Origin of the sequence: Nonomuraea wenchangensis (genome assembly GCF_900111685.1) — a bacterium.
Lineage (GTDB): Bacteria > Actinomycetota > Actinomycetes > Streptosporangiales > Streptosporangiaceae > Nonomuraea > Nonomuraea wenchangensis.
This window is the reverse complement of the sequence record NZ_FOHX01000004.1, coordinates 523,100-544,825: the sequence shown is the minus strand read 5'-3', so window position 1 is coordinate 544,825 and position 21,726 is coordinate 523,100. Positions and strand designations below refer to the sequence as shown.

The 21,726-nt window shown below is 72.5% G+C and carries 16 protein-coding genes; 6 read left to right on the top strand and 10 right to left on the bottom strand.

Annotated features, from left to right (window positions below; genetic code table 11):
• Positions 1-38 precede the first annotated feature (38 nt).
• Positions 39-3,497: a LamG-like jellyroll fold domain-containing protein gene (locus BMW85_RS15020; RefSeq protein ID WP_091081640.1), complete on the bottom strand. Its 3,459-nt coding sequence runs from the start codon at positions 3,495-3,497 to the stop codon at positions 39-41.
• A gap of 146 nt (positions 3,498-3,643) precedes the next feature.
• Between BMW85_RS15020 and BMW85_RS15015 the strand changes: the two genes are divergently transcribed.
• Positions 3,644-6,427, top strand: coding sequence for an AfsR/SARP family transcriptional regulator (locus tag BMW85_RS15015; RefSeq protein WP_091081638.1), 2,784 nt, complete (start codon positions 3,644-3,646; stop codon positions 6,425-6,427).
• An 11-nt stretch (positions 6,428-6,438) separates the two neighbouring features.
• On the opposite strand, the gene BMW85_RS15010 is transcribed toward BMW85_RS15015, so the two are convergent.
• The 6 genes from BMW85_RS15010 to kdpF all read right to left on the bottom strand — a co-directional run bounded on the left by BMW85_RS15010 (position 6,439) and on the right by kdpF (position 14,349).
• Entirely contained in the window at positions 6,439-7,107 is a 669-nt protein-coding gene (locus BMW85_RS15010) for a response regulator (RefSeq protein WP_091081637.1), read from the bottom strand.
• Positions 7,104-9,581 (bottom strand): DUF4118 domain-containing protein, encoded by a 2,478-nt coding sequence (locus BMW85_RS15005; RefSeq protein WP_245774818.1) that lies wholly within the window; start codon positions 9,579-9,581, stop codon positions 7,104-7,106. The genes BMW85_RS15010 and BMW85_RS15005 overlap by 4 nt, the downstream gene beginning before the upstream one ends.
• Before the next feature lie 61 nt (positions 9,582-9,642).
• Complete coding sequence (locus tag BMW85_RS15000) at positions 9,643-10,482, bottom strand: potassium-transporting ATPase subunit C (RefSeq protein ID WP_091081634.1); 840 nt, start codon at positions 10,480-10,482, stop codon at positions 9,643-9,645.
• On the bottom strand, positions 10,483-12,597 hold the full coding sequence (kdpB, locus tag BMW85_RS14995; RefSeq protein WP_091081632.1) for a potassium-transporting ATPase subunit KdpB: 2,115 nt from the start codon (positions 12,595-12,597) through the stop codon (positions 10,483-10,485).
• Between the two features lies 1 nt (position 12,598).
• Positions 12,599-14,260 (bottom strand): potassium-transporting ATPase subunit KdpA, encoded by a 1,662-nt coding sequence (gene kdpA / locus BMW85_RS14990; RefSeq protein ID WP_091081631.1) that lies wholly within the window; start codon positions 14,258-14,260, stop codon positions 12,599-12,601.
• Positions 14,260-14,349 (bottom strand): K(+)-transporting ATPase subunit F, encoded by a 90-nt coding sequence (gene kdpF, locus BMW85_RS14985; protein WP_020545538.1) that lies wholly within the window; start codon positions 14,347-14,349, stop codon positions 14,260-14,262. The genes kdpA and kdpF overlap by 1 nt, the downstream gene beginning before the upstream one ends.
• 297 nt (positions 14,350-14,646) lie before the next feature.
• Here kdpF and BMW85_RS14975 point away from each other — a divergent pair, with 297 nt between their 5' ends.
• Positions 14,647-15,294, top strand: a complete 648-nt coding sequence (locus BMW85_RS14975; protein ID WP_091081627.1) for a response regulator — start codon at positions 14,647-14,649, stop codon at positions 15,292-15,294.
• Between the two features lie 15 nt (positions 15,295-15,309).
• Here the strand turns inward: BMW85_RS14975 and BMW85_RS14970 are convergent, their stop codons facing one another.
• The 3 genes from BMW85_RS14970 to lgt form a co-directional block, all read right to left on the bottom strand.
• On the bottom strand, positions 15,310-16,569 hold the full coding sequence (locus BMW85_RS14970; RefSeq protein WP_091081626.1) for a sensor histidine kinase: 1,260 nt from the start codon (positions 16,567-16,569) through the stop codon (positions 15,310-15,312).
• Between the two features lie 28 nt (positions 16,570-16,597).
• Complete coding sequence (locus BMW85_RS14965; RefSeq protein WP_091081624.1) at positions 16,598-17,491, bottom strand: CPBP family intramembrane glutamic endopeptidase; 894 nt, start codon at positions 17,489-17,491, stop codon at positions 16,598-16,600.
• Between the two features lie 76 nt (positions 17,492-17,567).
• Positions 17,568-18,389 (bottom strand): prolipoprotein diacylglyceryl transferase, encoded by an 822-nt coding sequence (gene lgt / locus BMW85_RS14960; protein ID WP_091081623.1) that lies wholly within the window; start codon positions 18,387-18,389, stop codon positions 17,568-17,570.
• Between the two features lie 112 nt (positions 18,390-18,501).
• Here lgt and BMW85_RS14955 point away from each other — a divergent pair, with 112 nt between their 5' ends.
• The 4 genes from BMW85_RS14955 to BMW85_RS14940 all read left to right on the top strand — a co-directional run.
• Positions 18,502-19,629 carry a sensor histidine kinase gene (locus BMW85_RS14955; RefSeq protein WP_091081621.1) on the top strand — a complete coding sequence of 376 codons (1,128 nt, stop codon included), beginning with the start codon at positions 18,502-18,504 and terminating at the stop codon, positions 19,627-19,629.
• The gene (locus tag BMW85_RS14950) at positions 19,626-20,261 is read left to right on the top strand and encodes a response regulator (RefSeq protein WP_091081619.1); all 636 of its coding nucleotides are present in this window, start codon (positions 19,626-19,628) and stop codon (positions 20,259-20,261) included. Before BMW85_RS14955 ends, BMW85_RS14950 begins: the two co-directional genes overlap by 4 nt.
• A gap of 159 nt (positions 20,262-20,420) precedes the next feature.
• On the top strand, positions 20,421-21,266 hold the full coding sequence (locus BMW85_RS14945; protein ID WP_177240685.1) for a peptidoglycan-binding domain-containing protein: 846 nt from the start codon (positions 20,421-20,423) through the stop codon (positions 21,264-21,266).
• Between the two features lie 51 nt (positions 21,267-21,317).
• On the top strand, positions 21,318-21,726 hold a 409-nt coding region (locus tag BMW85_RS14940; RefSeq protein ID WP_177240684.1), incomplete at its 3' end, for a peptidase inhibitor family I36 protein.

The following is a 21,726-nucleotide window of genomic DNA, read 5'->3' as shown; positions in this document are numbered from 1 at the left end:
GGAAGGGGGGCGTCGGTGAGCGTGAGGGAGGGGCAGGTCTAGCCGTCGAGCGGCAGGTTCATCGCGATGTTGACGACCTGGCGGTCGGTGAGGGTGCCGGTGTAGCCGCGGACGTCGTCGATGTCGCCGCCGAAGTAGTCCACGGCGGCGCTGTTGTACCTGGCGCGGCCGAGCTGCAGCGCGCCCCCGGCCCAGCCGCCGGTCACCGGACGCTCGTCGTTGAGCTGGCCGTTGACGTAGAGGCGGATCCGCTTGGCCTGCTCGTCGTACACGCCGGCCAGGTGGGTCCAGGTGTTGAGCGCCGAGCAGTCGACGCGCTCGGCCGAGGTGGCGTGCGTCAGGGTGCCGCTCGTGGCGCTGGGGCTGGTCGAGAACGACCAGTGCGGCACCGCGACGCCGTTCTCGGCGATGAGCCGGTAGCCGAGATAGAAGGAGCTGTACGTGCCCCCGTCCTGGGCGAGGACGGTCATGGCGCGGCTCGGCAGCACGCAGGTGTCGTCACCGGACAACCGCACCCACGCCGTCACGGCGTAGCTGTGGTCGGTGCGCAGCGGTGCCGACGGGGTGGCCGCGTAGCCGGTGGTGCCGTTCAGGCTGAGCGCGCCGCCGCCGTCGAAGCCGTCGCCGGTCCAGCCGGCGCCGCCGGCGAGGGCCGCCGGCCAGCGGCTGTCGGTGACGTTGACCGCGGTGGCGCCCGTGCCCTCCTCGAACTTCCACCAGCCGCGCTGGATGGGCGGCTGCTTGGCCATTGCGGCGATCTCGTTGCCGAGCGCGGGGTCGGTGACGGTGTCCGGGTGGTCGGACAGCTCCCGCTTCCAGATCTTCACCTCGTCGATGTCGCCGGCGAAGTTCTCGATGTACGTGCCGTGCCACTGCACCCGCCCGAGCTGCAGCGGGCCGGTCGCGTCCCACGGCTTGTACGGATACGCGCCTGTCGTCGTCTGCGGGATGCCGTTGACGTAGAGCCGGAGCTGCCGCTCGGGCGCGTCCCACACCCCCGTCAGGTGCGTCCAGATCCCCGTGGTCGGCTCGGCGTCGCTGATCGCGCGGACGATGGTCATGTCGTCCACGTCGGCGTCGAACTTGTTGAAGATCCACCGCTTGTAGCCGGAGGAGTAGTAGAGCTGGAATCCGGAGCCGCGGACGGCGTTCTGGCTGACCACGGTCGAGTTCTTGCTCTTGTCGTTGAGCAGCACCCAGGCCGAGACGCTCATGCTCCGGTCGGTGTGCACGACAGGTCCCGAGGTGCTGCCGTAGCCGGTGCCGCCGTCCAGGTGCAGAGCCCCGGCCACGCGGCCACCGGACCAGGTGGCGCCGCCGCCCAGCGTCGCCGGGTGGGTCGTCGCCCCGGAGTCGGCGGCCGTGGTCCCGGCCTTCTCGTCCAGCCGCCAGTGTCCTTCGGGGCCGAACCCGGCGTTGACGTAGAAGCTGTAGACGGCGGGCGTCGTGCCGACGTTGCCCGCCCGGTCGACGGGGAAGACGAGCAGGGCGTTCAGCCAGTCGTGGCGCGGGGCGATGCGCACGTTGACGGAGGTCTGCCCGGCGGGGATCGCGACCTGGGTGGCGGCGGTGGCCTGCTCCTTGTCGTCGAGCGCCCAGCGGAAGGCGGTAACGTCGCTCTCGCCGTCGCCGGGGGCCAGCGTGAAGCTGCCCGCCCAGCCCACGCTGCCCTGCCAGGCGTCCGGCGTGCCGGCCGGGTAGTCGAGCGAGGTCACCTTCGGCAGGGTGGTCGGATCGACGGTGTCCACGGTGAACTCGCACCACTTGCTCCAGGCGCTGGAGTCGGTGCCGTCGTAGGCCTTGACCTTGTACGCGTAGCTGTGGCCGGTGACCAGGCCGGCCAGCTTCACCGAGTGGTCGGTGGCCGAGGTGGTGTACTTGTAGGCGGTCTTCCCGCCGCCGGGCATGGTCGAGGTGATGTCGTCCCACGCGGCGGTGGCGGTGTTCCAGTGGTGCAGGACGAACTCCGCCCGCACACCGTCGTTGGCCTTGTCCGGGTCGTAGATCTTGGCTTTGAGCTGGAGCGGGTTCGCCGCGTCGCCGGCGTTGACGGCCGGGCGGGCGGCGCCGGTGGCGCAGGGCGTGGCCGGGTAGGTGCCGATGCCCGACGGGGCCGCCGGCGGGGTGTTGTAGTCGATGACGAGCTTGGGCGAGCTGCTGAAGCCCTTCCAGCCCCACACGCTGCCGCCGGTGTCGTTGTAGTCCTTCAGCCCGAACGTGGTGTTCGACCAGCCGCCCTTGGCCGCCTTGACGACCGCCTTGGTCACGTCGAACTCGATGCCCTTGTCCGGGCAGGAGGAGCTGTAGCCGGCGTCGGAGGACACGCTGTCCTGCCACTCCGACCAGGACGGCTGGTGGCTCCAGGTGGTCGAGGTCGAGATGCCGCCGGTGAGCCAGAGCTGCACGGCCTGGGGGTCGGACGTGCAGCCCCACGACTTGATCTGCGTGATGCGGAAGGTCGCCCGCAGGATGTGCTTGCCGTTGACGTTGTCGGAGTCCATGCGGAAGAACGAGCGTTTGACCCCGCCGCCGTAGGCGCCGGCCTCGGGCATGTGGCTGGAGTTCCAGTACTTCTGGGCGGGGTACGCCTTGTCCACATAGGTCCAGGCCAGCTTCGATCCCGACCACTGCGGATCGAGGTACACCGGATAGACGGTGTCCGGACCGGTCAGCAGGGCCTTGTCCGGGGTGATCGCGAGCCGGTCCTGACCGACGTCCACGCCCATGACGGCCTGCCTGCCCTCGCGTCGCGGCCCCGCCTCCAGCGTGGCGAGGGCGGCCGTGGCGCCCGACGAGTCCCACATGCGCGGCGCCGGGGCGTGGAACAGCTCGGCCCCCGACTCGGTGACGGCGCTCAGGCCGCCGGTCTCCGTCCTGCGTACCGACAGACCCTTCGCGCGCATGCCGAAGGCGAGCTCGTCCAGCGCGGGGTTGGCGGCGGCCTCCCTGGTCCGCACCACCAGCACTTCCGAGAAGCCGAGCACCGACGCGGTCACCTTGAGGTCCACGCCCGGCAGCACCTCGCCGTAGGTCGCGGTGTCCCCGTCGAGCACCGGCTTCGGCAGGCTGCCCGGCCAGGTCATCGCGACCGAGCGGCCGCCCTGGCCGATGGCGGCCAGCGGCGCCGTCCCGCCGCCGGAGAAGGTCAGCTCCAGCGGGGTCGCCACGGTCCGTACGCTGCCGTCGGCGGCGAAGGTCAGGGTCGGGTCCACGTCGGCCCAGCCGCCGTCCCGCCGTACCCGCTCGGGCAGCGCCGAGGTCTCGGAGGTGAACGTGCCGTCGGGGTTGGCGAACACCTGGCGGGTCTCCGTGCGCAGCGGCCCCACCTCGACCCGCTTCTGGAGGTGCCGGGCCCGGTCCAGGGCCTCCGGTTCCGTCCGCGCGGGCACGTCCTCCGCCGCCGCCGCGTGGGCGGAAGCGGTGTGCACCGTGGTCAGGCAGCCGGCCAGCAACGTCAGGACGACGGCCAGGAGACCTTGGGGGGTGCGGCGGCGCATGAAGCCTCCAAGAAGCGTGCGTGACGGCCTACGCGGCCGCGGACATGGTGCGCCTCCGAACGTTGATGATGGATGGAAAGAACCTTGAATCACCTAGTCAAGGCCGATATACAAGATCGGGCGGCGACGCCCAGGATTGGAGCCGCATGGCCGTCGAGTTCCGGCTGTTAGGCAGCATCGAGGCGTACGTGGACGGGCGCCCGGTCGACATCGGGCCGGCCCGCCAGCGCAGCCTGCTGGCCGCCCTGCTGGTCGAGCCCGACCAGCCCGTCTCGGCGGACCAGATGGTGGAGCGCGTGTGGGGGGACCGCGCCCCGCACCAGGCCAAAGGGACTCTGCGCACCTATCTCAGCCGGCTGCGGGCCGCCCTCGCCGGCGAGGCGGAGATCACCCGCCGCGCCGGCGGATACGTCCTGACCCTCGACCCGGAGAACGTCGACCTGCACCGCTTCCACCGCCTGGTCGCGAGGGCCCGCGCCACCACGGAGGGCCCGGCGGCCATCGACCTGTTCGACCAGGCCCTCGCACTGTGGCGGGGAGAGCCCTTCGCCGAGCTGGACACCCCCTGGATCCGCGCCGTCCGCACGGAGGCGGAGAACGAGCGGATCAGGGCCGAGCTGGACCGCACTGATCTGCTGCTGCGCCACGGCCGGCATCACGAGCTGCTGGCCGCGCTGACCACACGGACGGCCGAGCGGCCGCTGGACGAGCGCCTGGCCGGACAGCTCATGCTCGCTCTCTACCGCAACGGCCGCCAGGCCGACGCCCTCGACCGCTACCAGAGCCTCCGCACCCACCTGGCCGAGGAGCTGGGCGCGGACCCCAGCCCGCCGCTGCGCCGGCTGCACCAGCAGATCCTGACCGCCGATCCGGCGCTGGCCGCTCCGGAGGCCGAGCCCAAGGCCGGGCCGGCGCCGGTCCCCCGGCAGCTCCCCGCGCCGCCGAAGCCGTTCACCGGCCGTGCCGACGAGCTGCGCGTCCTCACCGCCGCGTCGCGGAACCCCGGAGACGCCATGGGGATCTCCGTGATCGCGGGGACGGGCGGGATCGGCAAGACCTGGCTCGCCCTGCACTGGGCGCACCAGCAGGCCGGCCGGTTCCCCGACGGGCAGTTGTACGTCAATCTCCGTGGCTTCGCCCCTGGCACCCAGCCGGTGTCCCCGGCCGTGGCGGTCCGCGGCTTCCTCGACGCGCTCGGCGTCGCCGCCGCCGCGATCCCGGCCGATCCCGACGCGCAGGCCGCGCTGTACCGCAGCCTCGTCGCGGGCAAGCGGATGCTCGTCGTCCTGGACAACGCGGCCACCAGCAGCCAGGTGATCCCCCTGCTGCCCGGCGGCTCCGCCTGCACCGTGCTGGTCACCAGCCGCAACAAGCTGACCACCCTCGTGGCCGGTCACGGCGCCCGCCTGATCCTGCTGGACGTGCTCAGCGGGGACGAGGCACGCGACCTGCTCGTCCGGCACCTCGGCGCCGACTGGCTCGCCGCCGAACCGGAGGCGGTGGAGGACCTGCTGCGGGTCTGCGGCAACCTGCCGCTGGCGCTGGGCATCGTCGCCGCCCGGGTCGCCGCCCATCCCGGCCTGCCGCTGTCGGTGCTCGCCGAGGAGCTCGCCGATCATTCCTCGTGGCTGGACGCGCTGGACACCGGCGAGGCGGACCTGAGCGTGCGGGCGGTGTTCTCCTGGTCGTACGACGCCCTCGACCCCGACGTGGCCGCCCTGCTCGGCCTGCTCGGCCTGGCTCCGGGGCCGGACATCAGCCTCGCCGCCGCCGCGTCCCTGGCCGCGCTGCCCCTCGGCCGGACCGGCGGGATGCTGCGCAAACTGGACGCCGCGCACCTGATCCAGCAGCATCTGCCCGGCCGCTACCGGATGCACGACCTGATCCGCGCGTTCGCCGCGGAGCGGGCCCGCGACGACCTGACCGAGGACGCCCGCGCCGCCGCCCTGCGCCGGCTGGTCGACTTCTACCTCCACACCGCCAAGGCCGGCGATCGGCTGCTGCAGCGGCACCGGGAACGCATCGAATTCGGCGAACCGGCCGCCGGATGCCGTCCCGAGCCGCTGCCCGACCTGGCCTCGGCCCTGTCGTGGTTCGAGGCGGAGCACGCCTGCCTGCTCGCCGCCCACCGGCTCGCCGACGACCAGCGGTGGCACTCCTCGGTGTGGCGGCTGGCCTGGGCGCTGCGCACCTACCACCGGCGGGGCGGACGCCTGCACGAGGACCTCGCCCTCTGGGAGGTGAGCCTCGCCGCCGCCGAACGGCTGGATGACGTCGCCGCCCGGATCCAGGCCCACCGGTCACTCGGCAACGACCTGGCCGAGCTGGCCCGGTACGACGACGCCCGCCACCACCTGGAGCTCGCCCTGGCGCTCGCCGAGCGGAGCGCGGACACCATGGCGGAGGCCCACGTCCGCATCGGTCTCGGGTGGGCGGAGAAGGGGCGGGGCGCCGACCGGCGAGCGGTGGACCACCTCACCCGCGCCGCGCGGCTGTACCGCGCTCTCGGCAACCCGGTGTGGGAGGCGGACGCGCTCGCCACCATCGGCTGGTTCCACGCCGAGGCCGGCAGGCACGACGAGGCGGTCACGGAGTGCGAGACGGCGCTCGGCATCTACCGCAAGCACGACGACCCCGAGGGCGAGGCCGACATGCTGAGCAGTCTCGGCTACATCGCCCACAACAGCGGCCGGCACACCGAGGCGCTCGCGCACTACGAGCAGGCCCGCGTCCTGTTCCGGAGTCTCGGCCACTCCTACAGCGAGGCGGACACGCTGGACAGGATCGGCCATGCCCAGGTGGCGCTCGGCCGCCCCGACCAGGCCCGCCTGACCTGGCGTCAGGCCCTCGGCCTCTACCTGGCCCAGCAGCGCGGCGCGGACGCCGAGCGCGTCCAGGGCCGGCTCGCCGCGCTCAGCGTCCCCGGGTGACCTTCGCCCGTTCACGGCGTGTAGCGGTAGCCCATGCCCGGCTCGGTGATCAGGTGCTGGGGGTGCGCGGGGTCGCGTTCGAGCTTCCTGCGGAGCTGGGCCATGTACTGGCGCAGGTAGTGGGTCTCCTTGACGTGCTTGCTGCCCCACACCTCCGCGAGCAGGTAGCGCTGGGGGATGAGCTTGCCGGGGTTGCGCAGCAGGATCTCCAGGATGTGCCACTCGGTGGGGGTGAGCCTCACCCCTCCGGAGACGGTCTTGCCCACCAGGTCCACGAGGCGGTCGCCGAGACGGACGGCGACCGGCTCGGCCTCATGGACGCCCGTGCGGCGGGAGACGGCGCGGATGCGGGCCAGCAGCTCCTCGATCCCGAACGGTTTCGTCACGTAGTCGTCGGCGCCGGCGTCCAGGGCGCCGACCTTGTCCTCGTTCCCGGCCCGGCCGGACAGGACGACGATGGGGGTGCGCGTCCAGCCGCGCAGACCGTGGATGACGTCCACGCCGTCGATGTCGGGCAGGCCGAGGTCGAGGACGATGAGGTCGGGACGCCATTCGGCGGCCTGACGCAGCGCGGCGGAGCCGTCGGCGGCCACCGCGACCTCGTAGTGCCGGGCGGCCAGGTTGATGCGGAGCGCGCGCAGGATCTGCGGCTCGTCGTCCACGACCAGGATCCTGGTCATGGCGCCGCCGCCCCGGTGTGGACCGGCAGGTTGACGATCATCGTGAGCCCTCCTCCTGGCGTCTCCTCGGGGATGAGCGTCCCGCCCATGGCCTCGGTGAGCCCGCGCGAGAGCGCGAGGCCGAGACCGACGCCGGTGCCGTTGTCACGGTCGCCGAGCCGCTGGAACGGCAGGAACACCCGCTCGTGGTCCTCGGGCCGGATGCCGGGACCGCGGTCGGCGACCCTGATCTCGACCTGGTCGCCGTACCGGCCGGCGGTGACCAGCACCTTGTGGCCGGGCGGGCTGTAGCGGACGGCGTTGGCGATGAGGTTGGCGAGCACGCGCTCCAGCAGGGCCGGGTCGGCGACGACGTCGGGCAGCTCGACGGGCACGTCGTTCTCCACGTGGTCGCACAGCGGGCCGAGATCGTCCACCGCCCGGGGCACGACCTCCTCCAGCGCGACCGGCTGGAGCGCCAGGCCGAGGACCCCGGCCTGGAGGCGGCTCATGTCGAGCAGGTTGTCCACGAGCCGGCCGAGCCTGGTCAGCGACTCGTCGGCGGTGGCGAGCAGCTCCTCGCGGTCCTCCTCCGACCACTCCACCTCGTCGCCGCGCAGGCTCTCGACGGCCGCCTTGGCGGCCGAGAGCGGGGTACGCAGGTCGTGGCTGACGGCGGCGAGCAGCGCGGTGCGCATCTTGTCGGCCTCGGCGAGCGGCCTGGCCAGCTCGGCCTCCTCCTCCAGGCGTTCCTGGCGCAGCGCGACGGCCGCCTCGGCGGCGAACGCCTCCAGCACCCGCCGGTCGCCGGCGTTGAGCAGCTGGCCGCGGGCGGCGAGCACCAGCTCGTCGCTGATCACGACGTCGGTGTCGGCGGTGGCGGGCGCGGTGCAGGGGGCGGCGCCCGAGGTCGCGATGATGCGCCAGGCGCGGGGGTCGGCCTGGTCGTCGGGGGTGGGGTCGCCGACGCGTTCGAGCAGGGTGACCGAGTCGAGCCCGAACGTCTCGCGCAGCCGTCCCAGCAGGGACGGCAGCGCGGCGTCGCCGCGCAGCACGTGCCCGGCCAGCGTGGACAGCACCTCGGCCTCCGCGGTGGCGTGGGCGGCCTGGCGGGTACGCCGGGCGGCCACGTCCACGATCGTGCTGACCGCGGCGGCGACCAGCACGAACACGATCAGCGCCAGCAGGTTCTCCGGGTGGGCGATCGTGATGAACCCGACGGGCGGGGTGAAGAACCAGTTGAGCAGCAGCGACCCGCCGACGGCGGCGGCGATGGCCGGCCACATCCCGCCGATGAGGGCGACGACGACGACCAGGAGCAGGAACAGCAGGATCTCGCTCGGCAGTTGCAGCACGTCGCGGAAGGGGGCGAGCACGGCGGTCAGCGCCGGCAGGCCGGCCATCGCGACGGCCCAGCCGGCCATCCGCCGTTCGCGGGTCAGGGCGGCGCGGTCGCGCTCCGGCCTCCTGCGGCCCCTCTTGGCCTCCTCGTGGGTGACGAGGTGCACGTCGATCGAGCCGGACAGGCTGATGGTCTCCACGCCGACGCCGCGCGCGAGGATCTGCGCGAAGCGGCCCCGCCGGGAGGCGCCGAGGACGAGCTGGGTGGCGTTGACGCCGCGGGCGAAGTCGATCAGCGCCCGCGGCACGTCGCCGCCGACGACCTGGTGGTAGGTGCCGCCCATGCTCTCCACGAGGGTGCGCTGGCGGGCCAGGCTGGCCGGGTCCACGCCGGCCAGCCCGTCGCCGCTGACCACGTGGACGGCCAGCAGGTCGGCGCCCTTGGTGCGGGCCGCGATGCGCGCCGCCCTGCGCACCAGCGTGTCGCCCTCCGGGCCGCCGGTCAGCGCGACCACGACCCGTTCCCTGGTCTCCCAGGTGTCGGCGATGCCGTGGTCGGCGCGGTAGCGGTCGAGCTGGTCGTCGACCTTGCCGGCGGCCCAGAGCAGGGCCAGCTCGCGCAGCGCGGTGAGGTTGCCGACGCGGAAGTAGTTCGACATGGCCGCGCTGACCTTCTCCGGGGCGTACACGTTGCCGTGCGCCATGCGCCGGCGCAGCGCCTCCGGGGACATGTCGACCAGCTCGATCTGGTCGGCCCTGCGCACCACCTCGTCGGGCACGGTCTCGCGCTGCGGGACCCCCGTGATCCCCTGGACGACGTCGTTGAGCGACTCCAGGTGCTGGATGTTGACCGTGGAGATGACGTCGATGCCGGCGTCCAGGATCTCGTCGATGTCCTGCCAGCGCTTGACGTTCCCGGAACCCGGCGCGTTGGTGTGGGCCAGCTCGTCGATCAGCGCCACCTTCGGCCGGCGTTCGATGACGGCCGGCACGTCCAGCTCGGTGAAGGTGGCCCCGCGATAGCGGACGGTCCTGCGCGGGACGATCTCCATGCCCTCCAGCAGGGCGGCCGTACGGGGCCGGCCGTGCGTCTCGACCAGCCCCACGACCACGTCACGGCCGCGTTCGAGCCCGCGGCGGCCTTCGCTGAGCATCGCGTACGTCTTGCCCACCCCGGGGGCCGCCCCGAGGTAGACCCGCAGCCGTCCGCGCACGTCAGCCCTCGTCGAGGGCGAGGTTGAGTTCGAGCACGTTGACGGAGGGTTCGCCCATGAAGCCCAGTATGCGCCCCGTGGTGTGCTGCTCGATCAGCGCCCTGACCCGGTCCAGGGGCAGGCCGCGCTCCTTCGCGACGCGCGGGGCCTGGAGGTCGGCGTAGGCGGGCGAGATGTGCGGGTCCAGGCCGGAGCCGCTCGCGGTGACCGCGTCGGCGGGGACGGCGGGGGGTGTGGGGGCGTTGCCGCGGACGGGCACGGTGCGGCCGGCCGCGTAGTCCTCCCCCTGCTTGGCGCACTCCACCCGTACGCCCTGGTAGGCGGCGACGAAGGGGGTGGCCGGGCAGGGCTGGTTGACGCTGACCGCGCGGTTCGGGAAGACCTTGAGCACCGCGCCGACCCCGTCGGGCGTGCAGTACGGGCGAGCACCGCTGACGCCCTCCAGCTCGCCGGCCGCCCTGGACCTGGCGCACACCTGCGTGAGCAGCGACTGCCTGCCCTTCTCGCCGCCCGCGGGCGGGACGTCGATGACGTCCTCGGGGCCGAGGTTGCTCGCCGAGGTGGACGTGGGGTCGTAGCCGTCGCCGGCGGCCGACGGGCGGGACTGGAAGTACTTCCTGACCGGCCGGCCGTCGGCGTCGGTGAAGGACTGGCCGATGAGCGAGCTGCCCACGTCCCTGCCGCCGGCCCGGACGGCTGAGCCGTTCGCGTTGTCGTGGAAGAGCACCTGGGCGAGGCCGGTGGCGGCCAGCGGATAGATCAGGCCGAGCAGGACGGTGAGCACGGCGAGCGCGCGGAGCGCGGCGAGGTGCCGGCGCAGCGGGTTCGGGAGGTGTTTCATCTAGGACATCCCAGGGAGGAGCTGGATCAGCAGGTCGATGACCTTGATGCCGACGAAGGGCGCGACGACGCCGCCGAGGCCGTAGACGTACAGGTTGCGGGACAGCAGCTTGGAGGCGCTGGACGGCCGGTAGCGCACGCCGCGCAGGGCGAGCGGGATCAGCGCCACGATGACCAGCGCGTTGAAGATCACCGCGGCCAGGACGGCGGACTGGGGGCTGCTCAGGCGCATGATGTTCAGCGCGTCCAGACCCGGATAGACAGCCGCGAACACCGCCGGGATGATCGCGAAGTACTTCGCGATGTCGTTGGCGATGGAGAACGTGGTCAGCGCGCCGCGCGTGATGAGGAGCTGTTTGCCGATCTCGACGATCTCGATGAGCTTGGTCGGGTTGGAGTCGAGGTCGACCATGTTGCCGGCCTCCTTGGCGGCGGAGGTGCCGGTGTTCATGGCCACGCCGACGTCCGACTGGGCGAGGGCCGGGGCGTCGTTGGTGCCGTCGCCGGTCATCGCGACCAGCCGGCCGCCCTCCTGCTCCCGCTTGATCAGGGTCAGCTTGTCCTCGGGGGTGGCCTCGGCCAGGAAGTCGTCCACGCCGGCCTCGTCGGCGATCGCCTTGGCGGTCAGCGGGTTGTCGCCCGTGATCATGACGGTCCTGATGCCCATCCTGCGCATCTCGTCGAACCGCTCGCGCATGCCCGCCTTGACCACGTCCTTCAGGTGGATGACGCCGAGGACGCGGCCCCGCTCCGCGACCACCAGCGGCGTGCCGCCGGAGGCGGAGATGCCGTCCACCAGGTGGCCGGCCTCCTCGGCGGCGTGGCCGCCGGCGTCGCGCACCCACTTCATCACCGCCGTGGCGGCGCCCTTGCGGACCTCGCGCCCGTCCACGTTCACCCCGGACATCCGGGTCTGCGCCGAGAACGGCACCCACTCGGCGTGTGCCAGCTCCCCCGGCTGCCGCTCGCGCAGGCCGAAGCGCTGCTTGGCGAACACGACGATGGAGCGGCCCTCGGGGGTGTCGTCGGCCAGGCTGGACAACTGCGCGGCCTCGGCCAGTTCGGACGGGGTGACGCCCCGGACCGGGACGAACGCGGCGGCCTGCCGGTTGCCCAGCGTGATCGTTCCGGTCTTGTCCAGCAGTAGCGTCGAGACGTCACCCGCGGCCTCCACCGCCCGGCCCGACATGGCGAGGACGTTGCGCTGGACCAGGCGGTCCATGCCGGCGATGCCGATGGCCGACAGCAGCGCGCCGATCGTGGTCGGGATGAGGCAGACCAGCAGCGAGACCAGCACCACGCCCGTGACGCCGTCGGCGTTCAGCGCGGGCGAGTCGGCGACGCCGGGGTTGACGAGCTTGGAGTAGATGGCGAGCGGCTGCATGGTCACGGTGGCGACCAGGAAGATGACCGTCAGCGCGGCCAGCAGGATGTTGAGCGCGATCTCGTTCGGCGTCTTCTGCCGGTTCGCGCCCTCCACCAGGGCGATCATCCGGTCCACGAAGCTCTCGCCCGGCTTCTGCGTGATCGCGACGATGATGCGGTCGGACAGCACCTTCGTGCCGCCCGTGACCCCGGAGCGGTCGCCGCCGGACTCGCGGATGACGGGCGCGGACTCGCCGGTGATGGCCGACTCGTCCACGCTGGCGATGCCCTCGACGACGTCGCCGTCCCCGGGGATGGTCTCCCCCGCCTCGACGATCACGTGGTCGCCCTGCCGCAGCTCGGCCGCGCGGATCACGTCCCACCGGGTGGGGTCGGCCGGGTCGGCCAGTCTGCGGGCCACGGCGTCCGTCTTGGCCTTGCGCAACGTGGCCGCCTGGGCCTTGCCGCGCCCCTCCGCCGTCGCCTCGGCCAGGTTGGCGAACAGGACGGTCAGCCACAGCCATGCCGTGATCGCCCAGGCGAAGACCGACGGGTCGAGCACGGCGAGGACCGTGGTGAAGGCCGCGCCGACCTCCACGACGAACATCACCGGGTTGCGCCACAGGGCGAACGGGTGGAGCTTCTTCAGCGCGTCCGGCAGGGAACGGATGAGCTGCTGCGGGTCGAGCAGGCCGCCGCCGGCCCGGCCGTCGCGCTCCGGCGCCGGTTCCTCCAGCGCTGAGGTTGACATGTCAGGACAGTCCTTCCGCGATCGGTCCGAGCGCCAGGGCGGGGAGAAAGGTGAGGGCGACCAGGATGAGCGTGACGCCGACGACCATGCCGACGAACTGCGGCCGGTACGTCGGCAGCGTGCCGGCGCTCTCGGGGACGGGAGACTGCGCGGCCAGCGAACCGGCCAGGGCGAGCACCAGGATGATCGGCACGAACCGGCCGAAGGCCATGCACAGGCCGAGCGCCACGTCGTACCAGGGGGTGTTGACGGTGAGGCCGGCGAAGGCGGAGCCGTTGTTGTTGGAGGCGCTGGTGAAGGCGTACAGGATTTCCGACAGGCCGTGCGGGCCGGTGTTCAGCATGCTCGCCCGCTGCTCGGCCGAGCCCATCGCGCACGCGGTGCCGACCAGCACCAGGACCGGGGTGACCAGGAAGTACAGCGAGGCGAGCTTGATCTCGCGGGCGCGGATCTTCTTGCCCAGGTACTCCGGGGTGCGGCCGACCATCAGCCCGGCCACGAACACCGTGATGACGGCGAGGACGAGCATGCCGTACAGGCCCGAGCCGACGCCGCCGGGGGCGACCTCGCCCAGCATCATGTTGAACATCGTCATCATGCCGCCGAACGGGGTGTAGGAGTCGTGGAAGGAGTTCACGGCGCCCGTGCTCGTGAGCGTCGTCGCCGCGCCGAACGTGGCCGAGTTCGAGACGCCGAAGCGGACCTCCTTGCCCTCCATCGCCGCGCCCACCGCCTGGGGCACGGTGGCGCCGCCGGACAGCTCGAACACGTTGGTGAGCAGGACGCCGGCCAGCGCCAGCACGCCCATCACGGCGAGGATCGCGTAGCCCTGGCGGAGCTGGCCGACCAGCCGGCCGAAGGTGCGGGTGAGCGAGAACGGGATCACCAGGATGAGGAAGATCTGCAGCCAGTTCGTCCAGGGGACGGCGTTCTCGAAGGGGTGGGCGGAGTTGACGTTGTAGAAGCCGCCGCCGTTCGTGCCCAGCTCCTTGATCACCTCCTGGGAGGCGACCGGGCCGCCGGTGACGGCCTGGGTCCCGCCGGTCAGCGTGGTCACCTCGTGCGGGGCGGAGAGGTTCTGGACCAGCCCGCCGGCGACCAGGACCAGCGCGCCCACGAAGGCGATCGGCAGCAGGACGCGCAGGACGCCGCGCACCAGGTCCACCCAGAAGTTGCCGACGGTGCCCGACCGGGCGCGGGCGAACCCGCGCACCAGGGCGATCGCCACCGACATGCCGACGGCCGCCGAGACGAAGTTCTGCACCGCCAGGGCGGCCATTTGGGTCAGGTGGCCCATGGTGGACTCGCCGGAGTACGACTGCCAGTTGGTGTTGGTGACGAAACTGATCGCGGTGTTCCAGGCGATGTGGTCGGTGACCGGCGGCAGGCCCAGGCTCAGCGGCAGCCGGTCCTGGAGGCGCTGGAGGCCGTACACGGCGAGGACCGAGACCGCCGAGAACGCCAGCAGGGCGCGTGCGTACCCGCCCCAGCTCTGCTCGGCCTCCGGGTGGACGCCGAGCAGCCGGTAGATCAACCGTTCGGGCCGGCTGTGCGTGGTGGACGAGTAGACGCGGCCCATGTAGTCACCGAGCGGGCGGTACGCCAGGGCCAGCGCGATGATCAGGGACGCGATGAAGAACATCCCGGCGGTGGTCGTGCCCATCAGAACCGCTCGGGGAACAACAGGGCGGCGACCATGAAGATCACCAGAGCCACGGCGGTCACGAGACCGGCGGCGTTGACGGCGCTCACAGCCGCTCCACCGCCTTCAAGACGAGCCCGAGGACCGCGAAGACCGCGATCGTCAGGGCCACGAAGATGACGTCTGCCATCCCACTCCTCAGTTCGATGAGGCCCGGAGGGACCCATCCCCAGCAAACGACGCGGAATGGGAGGTTTGGTGGTTCTTGACGCATTTCATACGGCCGCAGCCCAAATATTGACGGCCTTCCTACACGCGGCCATCAGGCGACGGCCTGCCCGCACCTCGCTCTGGCCTAGGGTTCTGAGGGCGAGGACTGTGACAGCGGGCCTGGAGGTGAATCCGCCTTGCGGATCGTGATCGCCGAGGACGACCCCCTGCTGCGCGAGGGCCTGGCGCTGCTGCTGCGCGCCGAGGCGCTGGACGTGGTGGCCACCGCCCCCGACGCGGACGGCTTCCTCGACGCCGTGGCCGCGCACGAGCCGGACGTCGCCATCGTGGACGTACGCATGCCGCCCACCCACACCGACGAGGGCATCAGGGCCGCCGTCGAGGCCAGGCGGCGCCGGCCGGGCCTGGCCGTGCTCGTCCTGTCGGCGTACGTCGAGCAGGCGTTCGCCACCGACCTGCTCGCCCACGGCAGCGCCCGCCTCGGCTACCTCCTCAAGGAGCGGGTCGGACGGGTCGGGGAGTTCCTGACCGCGCTGCACCGGGTGGCGGACGGCGGCACCGCCATCGACCCCGAGGTGGTCGCGCAGCTCCTGACCCGCAGCCGGCCCGGCAACCCGCTCGACCGGCTCAGCCCGCGCGAGCGCGACGTGCTGGCCCTGATGGCCGAAGGTCTCGGCAACTCCGCCATCGCCGAACGGCTCGTCGTCAGCGGCGGGGCGGTGCACAAGCACATCAGGAGCATCTTCGCCAAGCTCGACCTGCAGCCCGCCGACGGCACCGACCGCCGGGTGGCCGCCGTGCTGCGCTACCTGGAGAGCACCTGACCCTGCACCTAGCCCTCATGTCCCGGCGGGCAGGGTCACGTCGAGGGTCGTCGGCCCGCCGGCCGGGCTGCTCAGCGTGAACGTCCCGTCGTGCGCCTCGACCCGCCCGCGGATGCCGGCGAGCCCCGAGCCGCGCTCGTCCGCCCCGCCCCGCCCGTCGTCCATGACCTGGAGGAGCAGCCGGTCGCCGAGGCGGCGCACGCGGACGACGGCCCGTTCGGCCTCGCTGTGCTTGGCGATGTTGGTGAGCGCCTCGGCCACCACGAAGTAGGCGGTGGCCTCGACGGAGGCGGCGGCCCTGACGGGCGGGTCGGCGTCGATCCGGCAGGGCACCGGGCAGGCCGCGGCCAGACCGGCGAGCGCGTCGGCGAGGCTCTTGTGGGTCAGGACGGGCGGCAGGATGGTGCGTACCACGCCGCGCAGCTCACCGAGCGCCTGCTCCGCGGCGCTCTGCGCCCGTTCGAGCGACTCCCTGGCGGTGGCCGGGTCGCGCTCCAGCGCCCGGAGCGCCGCCCCGAGCAGCACGTTGACGGCGACGAGCCGGTTCTGCGTGCCGTCGTGCAGCGAACGTTCGATCCGGCGCAGCTCGGCGGCGTGCGCGTCGAGCACGGCGGCGCGGGTCGCGGTGAGCTGCGCCACCCGCAGGTGCAGGTCCACGTCGGCGCCGGGCCGCAGGAGGCGACGCCCGGACCACGCCTGCAGCCGGGCCATCCAGGGCGCGACGACCACGGTCAGCGCGATCTCGACCGGGGCCAGCGCGGCGACGGCGAGCGCGCCCGCCGCGTCCCTGACCTCCCACAGCCCGTACGCCGCGGTCGCGGCCTCCTCGGGAGGCAGCAGCCACCACCACAACGCGAACGTCGCGTCCTGCACCGCGTGCAGCGGGAGGGTGAGGGCGACCATGCCCAGGAGCAGCCCGACGGAGCCGTGCACGACCACCCAGACCAGCTCCCGCCGCACCGTCGCGTCGGCGAGCGCCGCGCGCAATCCGGCGGGCGGCGGGGACGCGGCGACGAGCTCCTCCGGGCCCCAGCGCGACAGCCTGGCCCGCTCCCTGTCGGTCACCGCACGCAACCCGCGCAGCGCGGCCGGCACCAGCGGGACCCCCACGCCGACCAGGCAGGCCAGGCCCGTGAGGACCGCCGACAGGAGCGCCACCAGCGCCAGGACCGCCGTGCCCATCCCGGCCACGAGGTGTTCGAGCGCGTCCAGGGCGGCGCGGCCCCGGGCGACCAGGTCCAGGCGCCGCGGGGCCCGGTTCTCACCGGCCGTCATGAGTGTGCACCTCCCGCCGCTCGCCGGCTCATCGGGTCGTCACGGCCTCCGTGCCCGCCACGGCAGGAACGGGCTCGGCGGGCGGGCGGTAGCCCAGGCGGCCGCGGGTGGCGATGAGCACCAGGACGGCCCCCGTGGTGCCCGCGAGGAGGGTGACCCGGGACGCCAGCTCGGGCGTGGCCAGCGTCGGGAACATCTCCGTGAAGGCGACCGACATGAAGTTGTTGACGCTGACGTGCAGCAGCATGATCAGCGGCAGGCTCTGCCCGGTCCGGTTGAAGACCCAGGTGACGACCACGTTGAAAGTACAGCAGAAGGCCACGAATTCGAGGATCCGCTGCAGGCTGACATCCGGGTACCCGCCCCACTCGGACAGGAACAGCGGCAGGTGCCAGAGGCCCCACAGCGGGCCGAGGATGATCGTGGAGCCGAGCGCGCCGAACCTGCGCTGCATGCGCGCCAGGGCGAAGTCCCGCCAGCCGGGCTCCTCCGCCAGCCCGGTGGTGACCATCTGGAGCAGCAGACTGGGCAGGTAGGCCACCAGCACGGCGGCGGGAGGGAAGGTGACCTCGCCGTCGCTCATCGCGAGGCCGGTGGCGATGATGGCGGCGGGGACGCCGACGGCGGTCACCAGATACCAGACCCAGCTCACCCGCCACTTGGTCATCCGCCCGATCCACCGGCGGACGCCTTCCTTGCCCTCCGCGATCCTGGTCACCAGGTAGGCGGAGAAGATCGGGCCGAGGTAGGCGCCGGGAAGCATGCCGAGCAACTGCGAGGTGCCGAGCACGGCGGGGAACTCGAAGTCCAGGACCCCGGTGCCGTTCCGCGACAGGATGTACGGAAGCCAGGCCACCCAGCTCAGCAGGTTGGCCAGGATGAAGAAGCTGAGCAGGGGGCGGCGGCGGACGAAGACTGCCATGTCAGTGATTCCCTTGGGGAGCGCTTGATGGACAGTCATCAGCACACCAGCGGCGGGCCCTTCCGGTCGTTCCCCCCTACGCCCCAATGGAGGTACAGCCAGGGGTACCCGCCGGTCGTCTACGGGTGAGAGTCAGGTAGGCGAGGGCCGCGCCGAGCGCCAGCAGCGCGGTCCAGACGTTGAGGCGCAGTCCGAGGACGAGAGGGGCGGGGTCCACGCGCAGCCACTCGATCCAGGCGCGCCCGGTGGTGTAGGCCGCGGCGTAGAGCGCGAAGGTCCGGCCGCGGTCCAGGTGGAAGCGGCGCTCGGCCCAGACGACGAGCCCGGCCACCCCCAGGTCCCACAGCGACTCGTACAGGAAGGCCGGATGGTACGTCGCCGTGGACTCCATGCCGGCCGGCCGGTGCGCGGCGTCGATCTCCAGCGCCCAGGGCAGGTCGGTCGGCCTGCCGTACAGCTCCTGGTTGAACCAGTTGCCCCAGCGGGCGATCGCCTGCCCGAGCGCGATCCCGGGCGCGACGGCGTCGGCGAAGTCGCGCAGCGGGATGCCGCGCCGGCGGCAGGCCAGCCACGCGCCGAGCGCGCCACCGGCGACGGCGCCCCAGATGCTGATCCCGCCCTCCCAGATCGCGAAGGCGCGCAGGGGCTCGGCGCCGGGGCCGAAGTACTGTCGCCAGTCGGTGGCCACGTGGTAAAGACGCGCCCCGACCAGGCCGAACGGCACGGCCCAGGTGGCGAGGTCCACGACCACGTCGGGGTCGCCGCCGCGGGCGGCCCAGCGGCGGCGGGTGACCCAGACGCCGACGACGATGGCGAGCACCATGAGCAGCGAGTAGGCCCGGATGGGCAGCGGGCCGAGATGCCAGACGCCCTGGGACGGGCTGGGGAAGGCTGTCACACCGCCGAGTCTCGTCCGGGGGCGGCCGGGCGCGCATCGAGCGGGACGCCGATTCCCGGGTCAGTCGACTGGTTGATGCCGGACCACCGGGCGGCTGGTTATCGTCGGTGCCGTGGAGTCCTGGGAGCGGTCCCGGCGCCGGTGGCAGCATGCCTTCTTCGGGTCGTGGCTGGTGCTGACCTCGGCCGGCCCGCTGATGGAGGTGGGCCAGGTCCTGCCGGTGGCGCTCGTGGCGGGGCTGGCCGCCTGGTACGCGCTGTGGTTCGTGCTGCGCACGCCTCCGGCCGGCGAGGTGCCCCTGGCGTACGTCGCCGGCGGCGGGCTGCTCTGCCTGGGGCTGTTCGCGATCGACCGGTCGTTCCTGGTGGTCTGCCTGTGCGTGCTGGTGCCGTACTGCATGGACGCCGTGCGGATCGGGCTGGTCGCGGTGCTGTCGTGCGCCGGGGGCTGGCTGTGGCACAGCTACCACCACGGCGGGTCGATCAGCTGGACCGAGCTCGCCATCACCGTGCTGATCGCGGTCAGCGCGGCCACCTCGGTGGGCTATTTCTCCTCCGTGGCCCGGCAGAGCGCCGAGCGCAAGGAGCTGATCGACCAGTTGCAGGCCGCCCAGGAGGCGCGGGCGGCGGCCGAACGGCAGGCGGGCGTGGCCGCCGAGCGGCAGCGGCTGGCGCGCGACATCCACGACAGCCTGACCCAGGGGTTCGCCAGCGTGGTGATGCTGCTGGAGGCGGCGCAGGAGCGCTCGCCCGGCGACCGGCACCTGGCGCAGGCGTTGCGTACGGCGCGGGAGAACCTCGCGGAGAGCCGCCGCGTGGTGCGGGCGCTGCGGCCGGGTGAGCTCGACGACGGCGGCCTGCCGGAGGCGCTGCGACGGCTGTCGGGCCGGCTGTCCGACGAGACCGGCATCGACGCGCACGCCGTGATCACCGGGGCGCTGCGGCCCCTGGACGCGCAGGTCCAGGTGGAGCTGCTGCGGGTGGCGCAGGAAGCGGTGGCCAACGCCCGCCGCCACGCGCGTGCCGAGCGGGTCACGCTGACCCTGTCGTACATGGAGGACCTTGTCGTCCTGGACGTCCATGACGACGGCGACGGCTTCGATCCCGGGCGGGCCGCGGCCGGCCACGGCCTGCTGATCATGTCGGAACGGATGACACAGCTCGGCGGCACGCTCCTCGTGGAGAGCGCGTCCGGGGAGGGCACGACGGTCGTGGCGAGCCTCCCTGTGGGGGCGCGATGAGCACGATCCGGGTGCTGATCGCCGACGACCATCCGGTGGTCCGTGACGGCATCCGGGCGATGCTCGGCACGCAGGACGACCTGGAGGTGGTCGGCGAGGCGGTCTCCGGCGCGGACGCGGTACGCCTGGCGCGCGAGCTGCGGCCCGACGTCACGCTGATGGACCTGCAGATGCCCGAGCTCGACGGTGCGACGGCGATCGGCCGGATCCGCGCGGACGACCCCGGGGCGAGGGTGATCGTGCTGACCACGTACGACACCGACGGCGACATCTCCCGCGCCATCGACGCCGGAGCGATCGGCTACCTGCTGAAGGACAGCCACCGCGAGCAGCTGTTCGCCGCGATCAGGGCGGCGGCCCAGGGGGAGAGCGCCCTGTCGCCGTCGATCGCCAGCCGGGTGCTGTCGTGGGCCCGCGCCGACGCGCCCGGCGCGCTCAGCGGGCGGGAGATCGAGGTCCTGGGCGCGGTCGCCCAGGGGATGAGCAACAAGGCCATCGCCGCCCACCTGTGCATCAGCGAGGCCACGGTCAAGACCCACCTGCTGCACGTCTTCGCCAAGCTCGGCGTGGACGACCGCACCGCCGCCGTGACCGTGGCGGCCACCCGGGGGATCATCCGCCTCGGCGGCTGACGCCACCCGGCCGCCTGTCAGACGGCGTGTAATTCCGCAGGCAGGAGCACGTCGAACAGGCTGACAACACGGATCTCCTACCGGACACGCGGGCGAACGGCCACCTTGGACTCCGCCACACCGGAACCGCCCCCCGGCCCCGTGAACCAGGAGTACCCGATGAAGCTGTCCTCATGCGCCGCCGTGCTCGCGGCGGCCGTCCTGTTCGCCTCACTGAGCGGGGTGACCGGGGCGGCGGCGGCGCAGAAGGCCGACGCTGAGGCCCTTCCCGGCGTGAACATGGAAGCCGCCGTCAAGGCCGCCCAGATCGACCCGCGGCGGCCCGACAGCACGCTGACCCCGGGCGCCAAGGCCGGCGTGCTCCTCGTCGAGCAGGCGCTGCGTGACCTCCACTTCCTCGACGCGAAGTGGGTGGACGGCTACTTCGGCACCACGACGGTGGCCGCCTACGCGAACTACCAGAAGTCGCTCGGCCTCAACGGCCTCGACGCCAACGGCCTGCCGGGCAAGACGTCGCTGACCAAGCTCGGCGCCGGCCGGTTCACGGTCACCAACGTCATCACCCCGGGCCCGCGGGTGTCCGCCGGCGGTTCCGTGCTCAACACCCGTACGCGGGACATGCTGGCGGAGGCCAAGCGGGTGCTCGGCCGGGACTTCGAGCTGGACCAGGGCTCGTACAACCCCGGCGGCGACCCCACGTCCGTCGGCACCCACGACGGCGGCGGCGTCGTCGACATCTCGGTCGAGGGGATGAACGCCGCCACCCGCACCGCGGTCGTCCGCGCGCTGCGTCTCGTCGGCTTCGCCGCCTGGCTGCGCAGCCCTCAGCAGGGCGACTGGCCCTGGCACATCCACGCCGTCGCCATCAGCGACACGGACCTCTCCAGCCAGGCCCAGCACCAGGTCGGTGACTACTACCTCGGTCTGAACGGGCTGGCCAACCGCGGCCCCGACGACGGCCCGCGGACGACCATCCGCACCTGGGAGGAGTACCGGCGGCGCTGACCCCCGTACTCCGCGAATCCCGATCCCACACAGCACAGACAGGAGAACACCATGAGCAAGCTCACCAGGATCCTCACCGCCACGACCGCCGCGATGGCGCTCGGCGGGGCGGTCCTCGCCACCGCCGCCTCCCCCGCAGTCGCCGCGAGCCGCGACGGCGTCTGCGACACCGGCGAGTTCTGCTACTACTTCAACAGCAATCAGCAGGGGTCGGTCTCGGACTTCACCGGATCGATCCCGGACTACAGCACCACCCAGCCCACCTGCTACGACTTCAAGGGGGCCGGAGCAGGCAAGGGCACCTGCATCAAGAACTCCGCCGCCTCGGTCTGGAACCGCAGCGGCAAGACCGTCCGCGTCTACTTCAACACCGGCTACGCCGGCAGCTACCAGGACTTCGCCGCCGGCGCCAAGGCCAACCTCAACGCCACGCTGAAGAACCAGAACGCCTCGCACCAGT